Source organism: Sporomusaceae bacterium ACPt (genome assembly GCA_041428575.1).
Taxonomy (GTDB): Bacteria; Bacillota; Negativicutes; order Sporomusales; family Sporomusaceae; genus Sporomusa_D; species Sporomusa_D carbonis.
Map to the genome: position 1 here is coordinate 1856984 of CP155570.1, position 17143 is coordinate 1874126.

Genomic DNA, 17143 nt, shown 5'->3' on the forward strand with positions numbered 1-17143 from the left:
CTCTATTATAATGAGGAGTTTATCAGTTTTTTAGTTATCAGGGAAAAAATTTTATGCTTCTTCTATCTTATCTTTCTTAGCGTTAGCAATTATCGACTCGGCGATGCGCGACGGCACCTCTTCGTAATGCGAGAAGCTCATATCGAACGAGCCGCGACCTTGAGTAATGGACCTAAGGTCAATACTGTAATGGAACATTTCTGCCAGTGGTACCTGAGCCTTAACCCGACCTAATCCGCCGCCGATGGGTTCCATACCCTGGATCCGACCGCGTTTGGTGTTAAGGTCGCCGATAACATCACCCATGTAGGACTCGGGTACAACGACCTCTACTGAGTAAATTGGTTCCAATAACACAGGTTTGGCCTGCAATACACCTTTGCGCAGAGCCATGGCGCTGGCGATTTTAAATGCCATTTCGGATGAATCTACAGTATGGTAAGAACCGTCAGTTAGGGTAACTTTAACGTCAACCATGGGATAACCTGCCAAAATACCGGCATTCAAAGCCTCACGCACACCTTTCTCAACCGCAGGAATATACTGGCGTGGTACGGCGCCGCCAAAAATAGAGTCGATAAACTCAAATTCAGCGCCGGGAGCCAGTGGGTCAATCTGCAGCCATACGTGGCCATACTGACCGTGACCACCGCTTTGTTTTTTGTGCTTGCCTTCGACTTTTGCCGAACCACGAATGGTTTCACGATAAGGCACTTTGGGGATGGTGAGCAGAGTTTCTACGCCAAATTTACGTTTCATACGCTCGGCCATGATATCAAGGTGCAGTTCACCCATGCCTGAAATCAGCAATTGATGGGTTTCTACATCTTTGCGGACTTTAAATGTCGGGTCTTCGTCCATGAGCCGGGCCAAGGCCTGGCCTATCTTATCCTCATCACCTTTGTTTTTGGCTTCAATAGTTCTCGTGAACATAGGCTTGGGGTAGTTAATTGGCTCGAAGATAATGGGCTTATCTTTGTCGCAAAGAGAATCACCGGTGGCAGTCTCCTGCAGTTTGGCTACCACCACAATGTCACCGGCATGGACATTGGGTATAGAATCTTGCTGTTTGCCACGCAGCGTAAATATTGTGCCAATGCGTTCTGCTTTGTCTTTTGTAGCATTGTACAGCGTGCTGTCAGGCTTCATAGCGCCCGAAAACAGCCGGATATAGCTGAGGCGTCCGACAAACGGATCAGCCGTGGTTTTAAACACTATTGCTGAAAAAGGATCGCTAACTTTTCTTTCTACCGGATCTTTGGTCACCGGGTGAAAGCCAATAACTGGGCTGGCGCCAGGAGGCGGAAGGTAATTGATAATCGAGTCGAGCGCTTGTTGAACACCGATATTTTTTAGAGCTGAACCACACAGCACAGGGAATAATTTGGCCTGGGCAATACCGGCAAGCAGGCCTGACTTAACCTCATTGTCGCTTAATTCTTCGCCTTCAAGATATTTAGTCAAGAGTTCATCATTTGCTTCAGCTGCCGCTTCTACTAACGCCATGCGGGCTTCTTCAGCCTTATCCAGCATATCGGCAGGGATATCGGTTTCGGTATATTCTTTGCCCTGGTTGGTCGGCAGGTACGCTTTCATTTTGATAACGTCTACTATACCTTTAAAAGTATCTTGGGCGCCAATTGGCAGTTGAACCGGGACGATGCCATTGCCGAACTTTTCTTTCATACTATCGACAACACTGTAAAAGTCAGCATTTTCCCGGTCCATTTTATTAATAAACCCAATTCGGGGCAAACCCAGCTCGGCCGCATAACTCCAAACCTTCTCGGTTTCAACTTCGACACCGGCGGCGGCGCACAGCACAACTAACGCACTATCTACTGCCCGCAGAGCGCCTTTTACTTCGGCTACGAAATCAGCGTAGCCTGGAGTATCAACAAAATTTATCTTATAGTCGCGCCACTCACACGGCGCCAATGCCGTACTTATCGTAACTTTACGTTTGACTTCTTCAGGTTCGAAATCAGTTGTCGCTGAACCGTCATCAACCCGTCCCAGACGGTTAACTGCGCCACAAGTAAATAACATGGCTTCTGTCAAGGATGTTTTACCTGCTCCTCCATGGGCTACAATTCCAACATTTCTTAACCTGTCGCTCCTGTACTCTTTCATGGCTAGTCCCCTCCTGTTGAACTCTGTTATAATGCTTGTTACAATTCTCTGTTTACTATAAATATTCCTTCTTTTCAGTCTATTTTTTATTTTAGTTAAATTGAGCATTTTATGGTTTCTTTATTCCATACTTATAAAATTTTACTAATAAATATGCTATATTTTTTATATGAAATCTAACAAAGATTTTTTTCTAGGCGTGTTGTTAGTAACGCTCCACCGCTGGCAACAACACGCCTGTAAATCTTTATTGGATACTATAATAGTACAGAAAATACAAGAAGAGCTATTGAAGCAATAGCTCTTTTTGTATGTATTGGGTAAGTTTATCCTTTTACGATCATACGCATCAGCTTACGCAGCGGTCCAGGCAGTGACATTACATAAAAACGAAACTTCACCGTGCTCGCCCCCTCATTTTGCCTATAATCAATTGCTATCGCACTCCGAAGCTATCGATATAGTTTATGCAGGCGCGTAAAAGTTGTGCATATTTGTCAGCTTGGCGCAAAATTATTTACAACTACTGCAACTGCTGCAGCTTTTGCCTGAACATGAGCCGCAGTTGTCAGCGGTCGAACGGCCATGACTGCTGATTAACGAAATGACTTTAGTAATATTACTTTGACTGCACGAGGGACATTTAATCGTACCTTCCCAGTTTAACCGGCAGAGCTGGTCAAACTGCCGGCCGCATTCATTACATTTGAAGTCATAAATTGGCATTGAACATCACCTTAAAAAATTAATTACCGGCTTCTGACTCAAACCGGGACAATACAAAACACAAGTCGGAAAGACGGTTAAGACCAATGAGCAAATGTTCATTTACTTCAGAGTTTATTTCTTCTTCTTGCAGCCTTAATGTTTGGCGTTCGGCCCGCCTCGTCACAGTACGCGCCAAATCAAGTCCAGCAGCTCCGGGAGTGTTGCCAGGGACAATAAAATTATTGAGAGGTGGCAGTTTAGCATCAAATTGGTCAATCATTTGCTCAAGAGTTGTCACATGGTCTGCCGTTACATACTTCTTATCGCCGCCAGAACTGGCCAAATCAGCCATAAATAGCATTAAAAGCTTTTGCAATTTGAACACAGCTTCTTTGACTTCGGGCTTGGTGCAGTGGGCCCGTGCCAGTCCTAAAGCCGAATTTATTTCGTCAACAGTACCATAGGCTTCTACTCGGGTGCTGGTCTTTTTTACCCGTTCGCCAGTTAAAAGGCCGGTAGTGCCTTTGTCACCCGTTTTTGTATAAATCTTACTCATCCAGCCCTCCAGAGTACTACTGAACCAACTCTTGTTCAGTAAAATAAATGTTAATTTCCCGCTTAGCGCTGGTTTCACTGTCTGAACCATGTACAATGTTATTGGTCATAATAGTCGCATAGTCGCCGCGAATCGTTCCCGGAGGAGCATTTACCGGGTTAGTAGGCCCCATCATGGTTCTAACAATTTTGATGGCTTCAGGCCCGGTAAGCACCATAGCGACTACCGGACCTGAGGTTATAAACTCAAGAAGTTCCGGGTAAAACGGTTTTTCCCGATGCTCTTCATAGTGTTTGGCAGCAATTTCCGGGGTTATTCTGAGCAATTTCATGGCTGTAAGCGTAAGACCCCGCCGCTCAAAGCGGCTGATAATCTCACCACATATTTTCCTAGCAACAGCATCCGGTTTTATCAGCACTAATGTGCTTTCTACCGCATCCATTTTATATACCTCCTCTATTATAGTCGCTTGCCACTTCAGCATAGTTTAACGCTGACTGGCGAATGGCTTCAATTTCTTCATTGCTAATTTCACGGATAACCTTTCCGGGCGATCCCATTACAAGGGAGTTGGCGGGAATTTTCTTTCGTTGGGGAATAAGTGAACCGGCTCCAATAATACAGCTCCTAACTTCATACCGGTTATATTCACAAGAGGCTATACTATGTACTCTGGAAAGTACCGGAGATAATTTGGTTATTATCCTTTAACAACAGTGTTGTGCAGTCGGCCAATACCTTCAACCTCGACAATAACAGTATCTCCCACTTGCATTGGTCCTACTCCAGAAGTCGTGCCTGTAAGAATTACGTCCCCGGGATATAAGGTCATTACCTGACTGACAAATGCCAAAAGTTCAGGGACTTTAAATATCAAATTAGATGTATTGGAAGACTGTTTTACCTCACCGTTCAAGTAAAGCTTAATATTAGTGTTATGCGGGTCCAGGTCGGTATTGATGCATGGCCCAAGCGGCAAAAAGGTATCAAATGATTTGCCGCGCGTCCACTGACCGTCATGCAGCTGGAGGTCGCGGGCAGTAACATCATTGGCGCAAGTATAGCCTAAGATGTACTGGTTCGCATCTTCAGCCGCCACTTTCCGTGCCGGTTTTTTTATAACAATGGCCAATTCGGCTTCATAGTGGAGATTTTGGGATATTGCCGGATACTCGATTGCGCCGCCAGGATGGTTTAATGCTGATGATGGTTTGAGGAAAATCAACGGCTCAGCCGGCAGTTCAAGGTTCATTTCCTTGGCGTGGTCATGGTAGTTAAGGCCAATACATACTGCTTTGCTTGGCTGGCACGGCGACAGCAGTTTTACATCATTTAGCGATACATACTTGTCTGACACAACGTAATCATCGCAAAAAATATTTCCCTCAATGATATTAATTTGGTCGTCTGCTGCTAAAACACCGAAATTAATTTTGCCGTTAGATTCATACCGTACTAGTTTCATAGGAACCTCCTTGTAGCATTAAAAACTTGTCATATACTTTTTCCATATTTATCTGCCCATATCCTGCAAAAAAATTCCTCTGAAGGCAATTTTCAGAGGAATTTACAGGCTTTTTTATTGATTAACGCATACGTTTGGCTTGTTCTTCAAGTCTGGCTACTCTGTCGGCGGTGGCGGGGTGAGTGCTAAACAAGCTAACAATGGCACTGCCCGCACCACTAAACGGATTAACGATAAACAGATGCGAAGTAGCCGGGGTAGCTTCAGGCATAACTTGGTGATGGGCATAGTACTCAATTTTTTGCAACGCACTGGCTAAAGCTAACGGATTGCCGGACACAGTGCCGCCTGTTTCGTCAGCCAGGTATTCACGTGAGCGGGAAATACCCAGTTGGATGAGAGTGGCGGCTAGTGGTGCGAGCACGACAAGAAAGATAAACTCTACAATCCCGCCAAGGCCGTTTCCTTCTTCATCGTTGTCACGGCCAAATCCCAAGAACGCCGTCCACTGAGCAATGTTGGCAATCATGGTAATGACACCGGCCAAAGTTGCTACAATAGTACTGATAAGGGTATCACGGTTCTTAATATGAGCAAGCTCATGCGCAACAACTCCTTCCAGCTCCTGGTAGTTGAGCGCCCGCATAATACCTGTTGTCACAGCAACGGCGGCATGTTCAGGGTCACGGCCGGTGGCAAAAGCATTGGGCACATCGGTATTAATAATATAAACTTTTGGCATTGGCAGTTTGGCTTTTTGCGCTAGGCCACTTACCATGCGGATTAAGTCAGGCGCATCCTGCGGAGTCACTTCATTTGCGCCATACATGCTAAGTACAATCTTATCACTGAACCAGTAACTGGCAAAATTCATGATAATGGAAACGACAAACATAAATGTCATACCTTTAGTGCCACCGAAAAAAGCGCCAACGGCAATAAGCAGGCCTGTTAACGCTGCCAGTAAGACAGTAGTCTTAAGCGTATTCATTAAGACACCTCCATGCATATTAAAATATCTCTATAATTATTTTTTCATGCTCAAATAACCTCATGCTATTTAAAAATGCATCCCTCCGTTTTTTTACAAAATATATTTTTATTATAAGTGTTTTACTTATATTTAACAACAGGCATTTAGCGCCGATTTTCCATGCGGTCCTTAATAGCAGTCAACATATTCATACTATTGTCCCGTACCTTCTTTTTAAGAATCGGATTGAGCAATCCTGCGATCATAGGAATACCGAACTCAAAATCGACAGTCAGCTTAATCTCCGTCCCTTCGGCGATCGGGGTTAGAATCCATTCACCTTCAAACTTTTTCAGGTCGCCTTCGGTCTGCTTATAATGAATATGCATGTTGGCATCGTCGAAAGTATCAAGCTCTGTCCATTTAATAATCCGGCCGTCAACATTTGATACCCATTTAGTGAGGGTGGTATTGGCATTACGTTCTATTACCTCGACGCTGACTAAATCCGCCATAAACTCCGGGTACTTTTCCATATCTTTTAAAATGGGATATATCTCGCTGCGGTCACAATGAACCGGTAAAGTCACTTCCACGTATGGCATTCCATTTCCTCCTGTCGTACATTATTTTATAGATCTTCATTTTATAGATCTTCCAGCATATCCTGCGCCTTTTTCATGGTTTCTGTAAGGGCGTTAACAACATAATCTACTTGTTGTTTCTCAATAATAAGCGGCGGTTCAATTCTGATTACTTTGGGGTTGTTGAGTGTATAGGCAATAAGTATACCTTTGTTAATCATCTCGGACATGATGAGGCCGCCAATACCCTCTTTAGTAAGCTCGATGCCAATCATTAAACCTTTGCCGCGAACTTCCGCAATAATTTCGGGGAAAGACTGACGAAGACCGACTAGTTTAGCAATAAAATAATCACCAGTATCTTTAGCTCGCATGTCAAGCCCTTCTTCACGGATAACGCCGATGGCGGCAATGGCAGCGGCGCAGGCCAGCGGGTTGCCGCCAAAAGTTGAAGTGTGTAAAAACGGGCTGGTTATGTACTTTTCCCAAATATGTGGTTTCGCGGTAAAAGCGCCAATCGGCATAACGCCGCCGCCCAAAGCTTTGGCGGTAGTCAGTATGTCAGGAACAATACCATAGTGTTCAACAGCAAACATTTTGCCGGTGCGGCCCAGACCGGTCTGTACTTCGTCGCAGATTAAGAGAGTACCGTGTTTGTCGCAAATCTCACGCACAGCTGGCAGATAATCGTCCGGGGGGACAATAATTCCGCCTTCTCCTTGAATTGGCTCAACGATTACTGCCGCAGTTTCCTTGTCAACTGTCTGGTGCATGGCGGCAATATCGCCGAACGGAACATGGCTAAAACCTGCTAAAAGCGGCTGAAATGGCTCCCGGAACATATCGCGGCCGGTAGCGCTTAATGCGCCTAAAGTTTTGCCATGAAACGAGTTGCAGGTTGCGATAACTTTAGCTCGTCCCGTATGAATCCGGGCTAATTTGAGGCTACCCTCAACCGCTTCAGCACCGCTGTTGACAAAGAAACTGTATTGCAGGTCGCCAGGAGTAATCTCAGCCAGCAATTCCGCCAGATCGGCCATCGGTTTATCAAACAGCACTTTGCTTGACAGCGGCATCCTATCAAGCTGGCGCTTAACGGCTTCAACAACTTTAGGGTGCCGGTGACCTAAGCTGAATACTCCGTACCCGCCTAAACAGTCGATATATTCCTTACCATCAATATCACGGATAATATTTCCCTGAGCTTCCCACTCAATGGTGGACAGGCCCATGTAACGGAACAATTTAGCCATGGCAGGATTAATATACTGTTCATACTTTTCAATGGTATCGCTAACTACTTTTTGTTCATTAGTCACACAAAAAACCTCCTATGCGAATTAAAGCCAGGCGTAAGCAGAGTCAATATGGTACTATTTTCTATTTATAACAAAAAAAATCCTCTTTTATTCAACCGTCGAAAAACAAATGGGCCAAATTTCGCCCAAGTAAAAGGAATTATAGTAAACTTTCTTGAATTATAGGTCAATTAACCAAACTAAGGATGGTGCTTTGTGGACAATATTTTATCGATTATTAATTTAATTTTACTATTATTAAACTTGTTTATGCTGATTCTCCTCTTTGTAAAATTAAGCAAAACAGGACAAATGGACTTAACTCCGCTAAAACATCTGGCCCTCAATCAGGAACGGCTGGAAACGGCACTACGCGAAGAACTGATCAAAAACCGTCAGGAGATGACCTTTAATATCAAAGTGTTGCGGGAAGAGTTATCTAGTGTTCAGCTAAACCAATTTGATAATATCTCTAAACAATTTCACTATTTTACTAATGCCAATGAACAAAAGTTAACACACCTTACTCAAATGAATGAACAAAAATTTGATAAGCTCCGGGAAACAGTTGAAAATAAACTCGCGGCAATTCAGGCCGATAATGGCAAAAAACTTGAAGAGATGCGCGCAACTGTTGATGAAAAGCTCCATGCGACCCTGGAAAAACGTTTGGGAGAATCTTTCCAGTTAGTAAGCCAGCGCTTGGAACAGGTACATAAGGGTTTGGGAGAAATGCAGCAATTAGCTTCAGGAGTCGGTGACTTAAAAAAAGTACTGTCAAATGTTAAGACCCGTGGTATTTGGGGTGAGATGCAACTGGCTTCTTTGCTGGAGCAGATTTTAACGCCGGAGCAGTATGCGATTAATATTGCCACCAAGCGGGGAAGTCAAGACCGGGTGGAGTTTGCGCTTAAACTTCCGGGAAAAGACAAAGATAATACTGCAGTGTGGCTGCCGATAGATGCCAAATTTCCGCAGGAAGACTACCAACGCCTGCTTGAAGCGCAGGAGTTGGCTAATGCTGAACTTGCGTCCTCTGCTGCCGCCAGCCTTGAAGCACGCATCCGCCAGGAAGCTAAAACAATTAAGGAAAAATACATTGATCCGCCCAATACTACCGATTTTGCCATTATGTTTTTGCCTGTAGAAGGTTTGTATGCTGAAGTCCTTCGGCGACCAGGCCTGTGCGAAAGCTTGCAGCGTGAGTACCGCATAAATGTTACCGGGCCGACTACCCTGGCTGCCCTGTTAAACAGCCTGCAAATGGGATTCAGGACGCTGGCGATTGAGCAACGATCAAGCGAGGTTTGGACGCTCTTAGGGGCAGTTAAAACTGAGTTTGGAAAATTCGGTGACATATTGCAAAAAACTAAAGAAAAATTGGATCAGGCCAGCAAGACTATTGATGCCGCTGCAGTAAGAACCAGAGCCATTGAGCGGAGACTGAGGAACGTTGAGCAGTTGCCGGTGCCGGACGCAGTTTCTGTATTAGAGCGATATGACGAAGATAATTAGGAGGCCAACTATAAAAATTATTCACCTCGATGTTAAGTCAGCTGGGAATTTTTTTTCTTATTTTCTTTTTTTATTTACTAAAATATTTAAATTCAGAAAATAAAAATATAATTAAAGTATTCGGACATACTTCTTTTTCTCCCTAGAATATCTAGGGATTTTTTTTGCAATCCAAGGCTTCTGCCGGTGCTTCGAGGATTTGAACTTTATGATATCAGTGCCAATAATTAATAACGGAAGAATTATCAAAAAAACCAAAAATACAATTATATAAACGGAGATAATTTGTATAGCTGGTAATATCATGCCATTATTACGCAATTTTATATACGAATAAATTTGATTTTGGTTACCAATTTAGTTATTATTTAAAATGTATTAGCACTCACTTGTCAAGAGTGCTAATAAAGGTAATTTGACTGAAGCATATTTTATAGTAAAGGCCAAAACTACTAAAAGAGAATAAAATGGAGGTTTCGTAATGGCTCAAGAAACAATTACAAAGGAAACCCGTGAATTTCAAGCTGAAACCAAACAGCTATTAGACCTGATGGTCCACTCCATTTATACCAACCGGGAGATTTTTCTGCGGGAACTGATTTCCAATGCTTCGGATGCTATCGACAAGATCAGGTTTGAATCACTAACCAACCACCAACTACTAGAGGAAAATTCCGACTTTGAAATTTTTATCATCCCTGATGAAGCCACCAATACTCTGACTATTTCGGATAACGGAATAGGCATGACCTATGACGAAGTTATTGAAAATATTGGCACCATCGCGAAATCAGGAACTAAAGCGTTCATCGAAAAATTGAAGAACGTGGGATCAGCCACAGACAACGAATTAATCGGTCAGTTCGGGGTGGGATTTTATTCTGCCTTTATGGTGTCAGATAAAGTAACCCTTCTTACTCGTGCGCCGGGACAAGAAAAAGGTGTTCGCTGGGAGTCCACCGGTGATGGTACTTATACCCTTGAAGAGTGTGATAAAGAAAAGCGGGGTACCACCATTATCTTAACCCTTAATGAAAAATATCGTTCTGCCGAAAACCCTGAAGAAAATTTTTTAAACCGTTATACCATTCAAAATCTGGTAAAGAAATACTCGGACTATATCCGCTACCCCATTAAAATGAACTTTATTAAAGAAGAAAAGCCCCGAGATTCTGACGGTAAAGTGATCAAGGATGCACCTGCAACCCAGAGTATTGAAGTCCGCACCTTAAACTCCATGACTCCTTTATGGATTCGCAACAAAAATGAAATCTCAAAAGAAGAGTATCATAATTTCTATCGCAATTTCTTCCATGACTGGGAAGACCCTTTGGAGATTATTCATTCTAAGGTAGAAGGGGCTGTGGAATATACAAGTATGCTCTTTATTCCTGCCCATGCTCCCTTTGATTTCTATCAACGGGAATCTAAATCCGGAATCCGGCTATACTCCAAAAATGTCTTTATAATGGACAATTGTCAGGACCTCTTACCTGAATATTTACGATTTGTCCGCGGGTTAGTCGATTCTCCCGACTTTTCCCTCAATATCTCCAGGGAACTTCTCCAGCATAGCAGCCAACTAAAACGGGTCGGCAAAAATTTGGAAAAAAGCGTGTTAAAAACTCTGGAAAGTTTATTGAACAAAGACCGTCCTAAGTATGAAGAATTTTGGAAAGAATATGGCAGAGCCATTAAGAGTGGCGTGTATTTAGATTACAACAGCCGGGACAAGCTGCAAAATCTTTTATTGTTTGCATCCTCTTATTCTGCTGAAGGACTGACCACTCTGGACGAATACATCACCCGGATGCCGGAGAATCAAAAAGCCATTTATTATGCTACTGGCAAAGACCGTTCGTCGGTGGAACGCTTACCGCAGATGGAACTTCTGCGGGATAAAGGCATTGAGGTTCTCTATCTTTTTGACCGGGTTGACGAATTTGCCATTGACGCCTTGCGCGAGTATAAAGAGAAGAAATTCCAATCAATTAGTCGCGGGACCTTGGACCTGGATGATATCGACTCAACCAAATCTAAAAAGGACATCGAAGAGATTTCTAAAGAAAACGAATCATTAATAAAAGCCATTAAAGAGCAGTTAACAGGTAAAATTTCCGACGTTAAAATCAGTAGCCGCTTGAAGTCTAGCGCGGTTTGCCTGGTTAGCGACGATAACGGCATCAGTCTTTCCATGGAACAAATTTTGTCAGAAATGAACAAGACCACATTTAAAGCCAAGCGGATTCTGGAGTTGAACCCGGATCACGAAATCTTTAGTGTTTTAAAAAATCTGTATGAAACTGCTCCCGGTTCCGATGCGTTCAACGACTATTGTGATTTATTGTATGGCCAAGCCTTGTTGATGGAAGGTCTTACCCCAGAAGATCCTATTAGTTTCGCCAACAAAGTCGCCAACTTAATGGCGCGGAATGGAAAATGAAAAATATAAAATATATAGTATCCAATAAAGATTTACAGGCGTGTTGTTAGTATAAGTGTAAGTCAAGCGCCAGCGGTGGAGCGTTACTAACAACACGCCTAGAAAAAAATCTTTATTGGATTTCATATAGTTAGTTTCACTAAGGTTATTAGAGTAATTTTAAAGCACTATTTGTCATTTAAATCAGACAAATAGTGCTTTATTGTCTTCCCTATATGTGCAATAGTACAAGTTCCGATATTACTGCTATAAACGTACTGTCCTCCTTACAAAACACGGTAAGGGATAATACAAGGGACAACGTTGACATAGCAAAAAAGTTCGCGTTTCCGCGAACCTTGATTACCTACATATTACTTGGTCGGAGCGACTGGACTTGAACCAGCGGCCTCCACCACCCCAAGATGGCGCTCTACCAAACTGAGCTACGCCCCGACATTTTTCAGTAAAACGCTCTGCTATTTTCGGCTGCGCCTGACTGACAAAATTTATTTTATCCAAATTTGCGAGTGTTGTCAATACCTATTGTTTATTTTTTTATGGTAACTTATTTTTTTCTTGTACAGTATCTTTACCACTGCGACCGGGATATGCGCCTTCCTCCCGGCTACCTAGCAGGCCCTTATGAATGGCGGCGATAAAATCGCCTTCAGCGATAACATGATCAAGGACGTTTTCAATGCCGTCAAGAATTTGTTCGGCATAGCGGTTTGCCTGTTCGGTAGGTGTGATATTTGCATGTCCGAAGAATCGGAACCCGTCTTTTACTGCCCGTAATGTATCAATTTTCGCGGGGACAGATATTGGTCCGCCTGAATAGGATTCGTCGGTTGAAGCTATCGAAATGGCGTCAACACCAAGTGACATAGCCAGACAAGCATGCAGCGTTGTAGTCATGGCAGACTGTACACGGTCTTCGGTATGGGTTAGAAAACCAATTGGTGCGCCCGGCCAGATGGGAGCATTGATAATATTGCGCAAGGCATAAATTTTGGCGGCGTTAAAGTTGACATAGTTGTCATCCATTAGGTCGTTAATCATTACTTCAGGCGAGTAGGCAAACAACGGTTGTAGGATTGGCCGCGCGCCAAGCTTTATTGCCAAGTCAGCCACTATCAGCATACCGGCAAAGGCTTTATGGGCCGGAACTCCGGCCAGTTCTTCATTGGTGACGATGTCAAACGGCATATTGTATTTCTGGGCATATTTGATCGAGTAATAGCCGTCAACAGTCATGCGTTCAGGGTCAGTACCTGCTCCCAGGGCACCATAGCAGATATTGATTTTAGTCAAATCAGCGCCAATTTTACCGGCCAAGACCACTGTCTCCGGTGTATTTAGACCACGGTGAGCACGAATCTGCCACAAGGTAGATTTCTCCAATCCCAGCCAAATACGGTTGAGGTTGGCAGGGGTAATTACTGTTCCATCTTCCTGGTGTGTAAGAAAACCGTCAAGGAATCCTTCAGTCCTCGCGCCCCAAGAGGGGTCAAAATGGACTACACCATCAGCACCCCAGGCTTCGCTCGCCAAAATATGAGCAATGTCCATGAACGGACAACCTGTACCATATTGGTTAAATACCAACGGTTTACGCCTGGTGTGTTGCAATTTCGCTACTGACATGCGTGATTTCGTTTCTTCTAAATACTTTTCTAAACCGATAACTTCATCTTTGGTAAACCGTCTTGTCTTGGGGTGAAGCTCGCCTGTTTTATAAAATTTTTGCGGCAGTTCGCTGCACAACTGCGGATAATATTTTTCGAGATCGTCATTACCCAGTCGGTCACGCCAGCGTTCGACATCCCAATATTCGTCGCGTATACGGGCACGTTCCACACCTGGGGAGGTTTTGTTTTTTACCCAGTCGAAAATAATCTCAGATATTTTACTGAGTTTATTGGCAATGCCGGGGGCAACATAGCGGTAGTCATAGCCTGCCGTCATATCTCTTTTTGTCTTTTGGGTGCGGTTAGGATCAGGTTTATATTCCCGATTCTCTACAAAACATATTACTTCCTCTACTGTGGTGCCTGGCCCGAAGCCGGCATCAAATCCCAGTTCTGCGGCTAGTTCAGGACGGATGGCCATGCCGCCGATACCGATTTTAACCCGTTCTCTGACCCCGGCAGCGTCGGTAAGATCAATAAACCGCGCCAATAGCTCACCAACACCGTAGCCAAGAGTACGGCTTAAGAGTAATGTTTCAACATCTTGGTGCCGTAGAATCTGCTGAACAATTTCTTCTGCAGGTAAGTCCGGCTGCAGGAGAATTACCTCATGGCCGGCTCCATTAAGACCTCTGGCTATCATCTTAAGGCCAATATCATGTACCGGATCGATTGGAGCTAACAACACTTTGGCCATTGGTAACTCACCTCTGCTCCTGCTCAGATTCAGGGACAATCCAGCTGTATTTGTCAGCCGGGCGGTGTATGTACGCCCTGCCTCTGACTCTGACACCAGGCCCCATATGTTGGGCAAAAACTACATCGGTATCAGACAGTCCCCATTTTTTTAACAGTGCTAACATAAGGTTTCGGCCTTGATTTTCATTATCGCAAACCAAAAAAGTTTCTATATCAAGCGCATCCATTACTTGTTCTAAAGGTTCGACCATGTTTTCCTCCTTATGTATGAGCAAAGACTTGACTTGTGCTAAATCCGGGAGGGAGCGGCAAAAGCTTTAGTCTTTCGATATTATTGAATGAATACAGAAGGTGAGTGTATCACCTTCTGTATCATTGGGTATTTTTTCGTTTTAATTTATCCCCGATTACATCAGGATTATTGCAACTATGGTTGTGGCTATAAATCCTAATACTACAGGGATAAAGTTTTTGCGGGCCAGATCGATCGGGTTGACACCGGTTATAGCCGCAACAGGTATGAGACCCCAAGGAATAATTGTGCCGCCGCCTGTCCATACTCCGGCAATTTGTCCCAAGGCTGCCAAAGTAGCTTTGTCAATTTCAATTGCTTTGCCAAAGGTGGCAGCCACGCTGCCGACAAGCGGCAGTGGCGAAAAGCCTGAGCCGTCAAGACCAACGACAATACCAGTGGCCAAACTAACCAAGGCTACAAAGACTTTATTAAGAGGTACGGCTTGGGATAAAGCAATGCCGAAGTCTTCAAGGAACCCTGTGGCTGCTTTGGAGTCAAGGATTGTTTGAGCCAATTCACCTTTGCCAAGGAAGAAGAAGCCACCGATGATGATAACCGGAGCAAAGATTTTTATACCGAACATAAATCCGTCCCGGACAAAACCGGTAATTTTTTCCAATCCTTCCCAGCCGTATTTCAGCATGGATCCGAGAGCAAGGATGAGTACGGCTGTGGCACCTAACAACGCTGTGGCATCACCACCCCGGAGTTTCAATACCCACATTGCAACTACGTTAAGGGCAAAGGCTAGCGGCGTCAAAACGGCTAAGAAGTAAGATACCCAGTTAATTTCACGCGTTACTTCTTTACCCAATATTGCTTCCTTTTCAGCGGTATGGGCCTGAGGATTGGCAGCCATATCTTTTTTTATGATGATGTAGGCCGCAATGGTAGTAACCAAGCCCATAGTAAGTGCTAACGGAATACTGGCGGCAATTACCGGGCTTGGGTTGGTAAACCCTGCTGCTTTGGCAGTAATAGTTGGTGCGCCTTGAATAACATAGTCGGTGGATAAGCCTATACCATGACCGAAGAGGTTCATGGCCATTGCCGCACCCATAGCAGGCAAGCCTGCCCGTATTGCTACCGGGAACATGATAGCGCCCACTAGTGCTGTAGCTGGCGACGGCCAAAAGAACCAGGATGCCAGCAGCATGGCAATGCCAATAACCCAGAAAGCGATATCAGGGTTAACCATGAGCCGGGCGGCCGGACTCATTACCAGATAGTCCGCTCCCGTTTCACTTAATAGTTTGGATAGGGAGACAATGAGTGAGATTACTACTATTATTCCCCAGAACTCGTTACCGGCGACGATTAATGCGTTGAAGATTGAAGTTATCCCGCCGACAAAGCTTTGTTTAAATAGCCAGCCAACTGTCAATAAGCCCAATATGCAGGGTATAAGCGGGTCTTTGCGGAGCCCCATGACTACAATTACTACGCCTACCCAAAACAGGAACAGCCAGTGCGCAGTAGTCAGTGTTACGGTCATGTGGCCGCCTCATTGGTTACAGGGCGCGCAAATATGCCCGTTAGCCCGGCTTTTTCGACACGGTCTTTGATAGCTTGAACATCGGTAGTGTATAAGCCTTTTTCCTGCATGCGTTTAAAGTATTGGGCGCCTGAGAATGTGTATTTAAGCTTCAGCCCTTCTTCTGTCTGCATTTGTTCATTGACATGAGCAATGGCATCGCCAATTGCCAAGGTCTCGGGGAGTACTAACAACTGCTGACCCAGTATATGCCGGACAGCGTTGTGCCCTGCCAATGTACCTGTCACAATAGCCTCAGTATGGCCGACTAACAGGCCGGCTTTTTCGCCGCCGCAGAACAGATTGTCCGCACCTTTGACTTTAAGTGCATTATCACGGGGAGACAGAGCAGTAAACCGCATGGAATTTCCAACACCGCCAGCATAAGGATCTTCGAAGCGGGCGTTTTCAAAGCCAGGAATTTTACGCAGTTTTTCCAGCGGGTAGAACGGGGACATTAGCTTGGCATGGCCAGTGTCTAATAAAATGACATTATCGGCAAATTCTTTCAAGGCATATTGCTGGCAAGCTTTTATAGCTAAAGATTCTGCTTTTTTAAGTTCGTCCGGGATAGGAACAACTACGACACCTTTTTGATTCAGTTCGTTGATAATGTTTTCACCAAGGGACTCTTTGTGCAGTTTGCACGAGCCACTCATTGCGCCATAGGAGCCATCGGCTTTGCGTCCAATCATCTCTTGTACGCCGGCACGAGATGCTATACTGATCCGTGGTCCGAAAGACGGGCAACGGATAATGCACATAACACAGCCATTGCCATACTTGCTGCAATGGCCCTGAGGACCGGCAGTACCCGTAGTCTCAATAAAAACGTCCCCGTATATTTCGTCATCTTTATCGGTAATTACTGATTTAATTTTGCTACCTTCGCTTGTAATGTCCCGAACTCGGGCAACCAGTTTATATTCAACCCCATAGCGTTCAAGAACACGTCTTACTGCAGGTTCGATTTTTGCAACATCGTACAAGGTTGCGTGCTTGTGGCCTGGAAACTCAATATTGCGGTGGCGGGCCGCTTCTTCCACAGCGTCAAACAAATCGCCACCACCCATAGCATATGCTTCTTCGGTTGCGGTAAACCGGCCATTGTTTCGCATAATGCCGCCGACTAAGCCTGTCCCGAGGAGCATATCTGTCCGTTCCAGTAATATTACTTTATCAGCGCCGGCTTTTTTGGCGGCTACGGCTGCGCCGCAGCCTGCCCAGCCGCCGCCGACGACAACTACGGTAGGCATAGCTATTCCTCCCT

14 protein-coding genes and 1 tRNA gene are annotated in these 17143 nt (G+C 44.6%); 2 read left to right on the top strand and 13 right to left on the bottom strand.

From position 1 onward, the window contains the following. Positions 1-51: 51 nt before the first annotated feature. The 8 genes from fusA to SCACP_RS09445 all read right to left on the bottom strand — a co-directional run bounded on the left by fusA (position 52) and on the right by SCACP_RS09445 (position 7738). Positions 52-2133 carry an elongation factor G gene (gene fusA / locus SCACP_RS09410; protein WP_425061075.1) on the bottom strand — a complete coding sequence of 694 codons (2082 nt, stop codon included), beginning with the start codon at positions 2131-2133 and terminating at the stop codon, positions 52-54. A 513-nt stretch (positions 2134-2646) separates the two neighbouring features. Continuing rightward, on the bottom strand, positions 2647-2859 hold the full coding sequence (locus tag SCACP_RS09415) for an FmdB family zinc ribbon protein (RefSeq protein ID WP_425061076.1): 213 nt from the start codon (positions 2857-2859) through the stop codon (positions 2647-2649). A 19-nt stretch (positions 2860-2878) separates the two neighbouring features. Beyond that, positions 2879-3397 (bottom strand): cob(I)yrinic acid a,c-diamide adenosyltransferase, encoded by a 519-nt coding sequence (locus tag SCACP_RS09420; protein ID WP_425061077.1) that lies wholly within the window; start codon positions 3395-3397, stop codon positions 2879-2881. A gap of 16 nt (positions 3398-3413) precedes the next feature. Next, positions 3414-3839, bottom strand: coding sequence for a nucleoside-diphosphate kinase (gene ndk, locus SCACP_RS09425; RefSeq protein ID WP_425061078.1), 426 nt, complete (start codon positions 3837-3839; stop codon positions 3414-3416). A gap of 258 nt (positions 3840-4097) precedes the next feature. Then, positions 4098-4862, bottom strand: a complete 765-nt coding sequence (locus SCACP_RS09430) for a fumarylacetoacetate hydrolase family protein (protein ID WP_425061079.1) — start codon at positions 4860-4862, stop codon at positions 4098-4100. A 121-nt stretch (positions 4863-4983) separates the two neighbouring features. Further along, positions 4984-5853, bottom strand: coding sequence for a zinc metalloprotease HtpX (gene htpX / locus SCACP_RS09435; protein WP_425061080.1), 870 nt, complete (start codon positions 5851-5853; stop codon positions 4984-4986). Positions 5854-5999: 146 nt separating this feature from the next. Beyond that, complete coding sequence (locus SCACP_RS09440; protein ID WP_425061081.1) at positions 6000-6440, bottom strand: type II toxin-antitoxin system RatA family toxin; 441 nt, start codon at positions 6438-6440, stop codon at positions 6000-6002. Positions 6441-6481: 41 nt separating this feature from the next. After that, positions 6482-7738 carry an acetylornithine/succinylornithine family transaminase gene (locus tag SCACP_RS09445; protein ID WP_425061082.1) on the bottom strand — a complete coding sequence of 419 codons (1257 nt, stop codon included), beginning with the start codon at positions 7736-7738 and terminating at the stop codon, positions 6482-6484. A gap of 195 nt (positions 7739-7933) precedes the next feature. Here SCACP_RS09445 and SCACP_RS09450 point away from each other — a divergent pair, with 195 nt between their 5' ends. Continuing rightward, on the top strand, positions 7934-9232 hold the full coding sequence (locus SCACP_RS09450; protein ID WP_425061083.1) for a DNA recombination protein RmuC: 1299 nt from the start codon (positions 7934-7936) through the stop codon (positions 9230-9232). A 481-nt stretch (positions 9233-9713) separates the two neighbouring features. After that, complete coding sequence (gene htpG, locus SCACP_RS09455; protein ID WP_425061084.1) at positions 9714-11675, top strand: molecular chaperone HtpG; 1962 nt, start codon at positions 9714-9716, stop codon at positions 11673-11675. Positions 11676-12033: 358 nt separating this feature from the next. Here the strand turns inward: htpG and SCACP_RS09460 are convergent. From SCACP_RS09460 to SCACP_RS09480, 5 genes are all read right to left on the bottom strand, one after another. Then, a tRNA-Pro gene (locus tag SCACP_RS09460) sits at positions 12034-12110 on the bottom strand. A gap of 102 nt (positions 12111-12212) precedes the next feature. After that, positions 12213-14042: a cobalamin B12-binding domain-containing protein gene (locus tag SCACP_RS09465; protein WP_425061085.1), complete on the bottom strand. Its 1830-nt coding sequence runs from the start codon at positions 14040-14042 to the stop codon at positions 12213-12215. Positions 14043-14049: 7 nt separating this feature from the next. Next, positions 14050-14295 carry a hypothetical protein gene (locus tag SCACP_RS09470; protein WP_425061086.1) on the bottom strand — a complete coding sequence of 82 codons (246 nt, stop codon included), beginning with the start codon at positions 14293-14295 and terminating at the stop codon, positions 14050-14052. A gap of 156 nt (positions 14296-14451) precedes the next feature. Beyond that, the gene (locus SCACP_RS09475) at positions 14452-15834 is read right to left on the bottom strand and encodes a hypothetical protein (protein WP_425061087.1); all 1383 of its coding nucleotides are present in this window, start codon (positions 15832-15834) and stop codon (positions 14452-14454) included. Beyond that, the gene (locus tag SCACP_RS09480) at positions 15831-17129 is read right to left on the bottom strand and encodes an FAD-dependent oxidoreductase (RefSeq protein WP_425061088.1); all 1299 of its coding nucleotides are present in this window, start codon (positions 17127-17129) and stop codon (positions 15831-15833) included. The genes SCACP_RS09475 and SCACP_RS09480 overlap by 4 nt, the downstream gene beginning before the upstream one ends. Positions 17130-17143 lie beyond the last annotated feature (14 nt).

What these genes read in the sequence shown, in the direction of transcription:
- SCACP_RS09440 (WP_425061081.1), bottom strand. Translation starts at nt 6,440, where the DNA reads ATGCCATACGTGGAAGTGACTTTACCGGTTCATTGTGACCGCAGCGAG.
- htpX (WP_425061080.1), bottom strand. Translation starts at nt 5,853, where the DNA reads ATGAATACGCTTAAGACTACTGTCTTACTGGCAGCGTTAACAGGCCTG.
- SCACP_RS09465 (WP_425061085.1), bottom strand. Translation starts at nt 14,042, where the DNA reads ATGGCCAAAGTGTTGTTAGCTCCAATCGATCCGGTACATGATATTGGC.
- SCACP_RS09475 (WP_425061087.1), bottom strand. Translation starts at nt 15,834, where the DNA reads ATGACCGTAACACTGACTACTGCGCACTGGCTGTTCCTGTTTTGGGTA.
- SCACP_RS09470 (WP_425061086.1), bottom strand. Translation starts at nt 14,295, where the DNA reads ATGGTCGAACCTTTAGAACAAGTAATGGATGCGCTTGATATAGAAACT.
- htpG (WP_425061084.1), top strand. Translation starts at nt 9,714, where the DNA reads ATGGCTCAAGAAACAATTACAAAGGAAACCCGTGAATTTCAAGCTGAA.
- fusA (WP_425061075.1), bottom strand. Translation starts at nt 2,133, where the DNA reads ATGAAAGAGTACAGGAGCGACAGGTTAAGAAATGTTGGAATTGTAGCC.
- SCACP_RS09420 (WP_425061077.1), bottom strand. Translation starts at nt 3,397, where the DNA reads ATGAGTAAGATTTATACAAAAACGGGTGACAAAGGCACTACCGGCCTT.
- SCACP_RS09415 (WP_425061076.1), bottom strand. Translation starts at nt 2,859, where the DNA reads ATGCCAATTTATGACTTCAAATGTAATGAATGCGGCCGGCAGTTTGAC.
- SCACP_RS09430 (WP_425061079.1), bottom strand. Translation starts at nt 4,862, where the DNA reads ATGAAACTAGTACGGTATGAATCTAACGGCAAAATTAATTTCGGTGTT.
- ndk (WP_425061078.1), bottom strand. Translation starts at nt 3,839, where the DNA reads ATGGATGCGGTAGAAAGCACATTAGTGCTGATAAAACCGGATGCTGTT.
- SCACP_RS09480 (WP_425061088.1), bottom strand. Translation starts at nt 17,129, where the DNA reads ATGCCTACCGTAGTTGTCGTCGGCGGCGGCTGGGCAGGCTGCGGCGCA.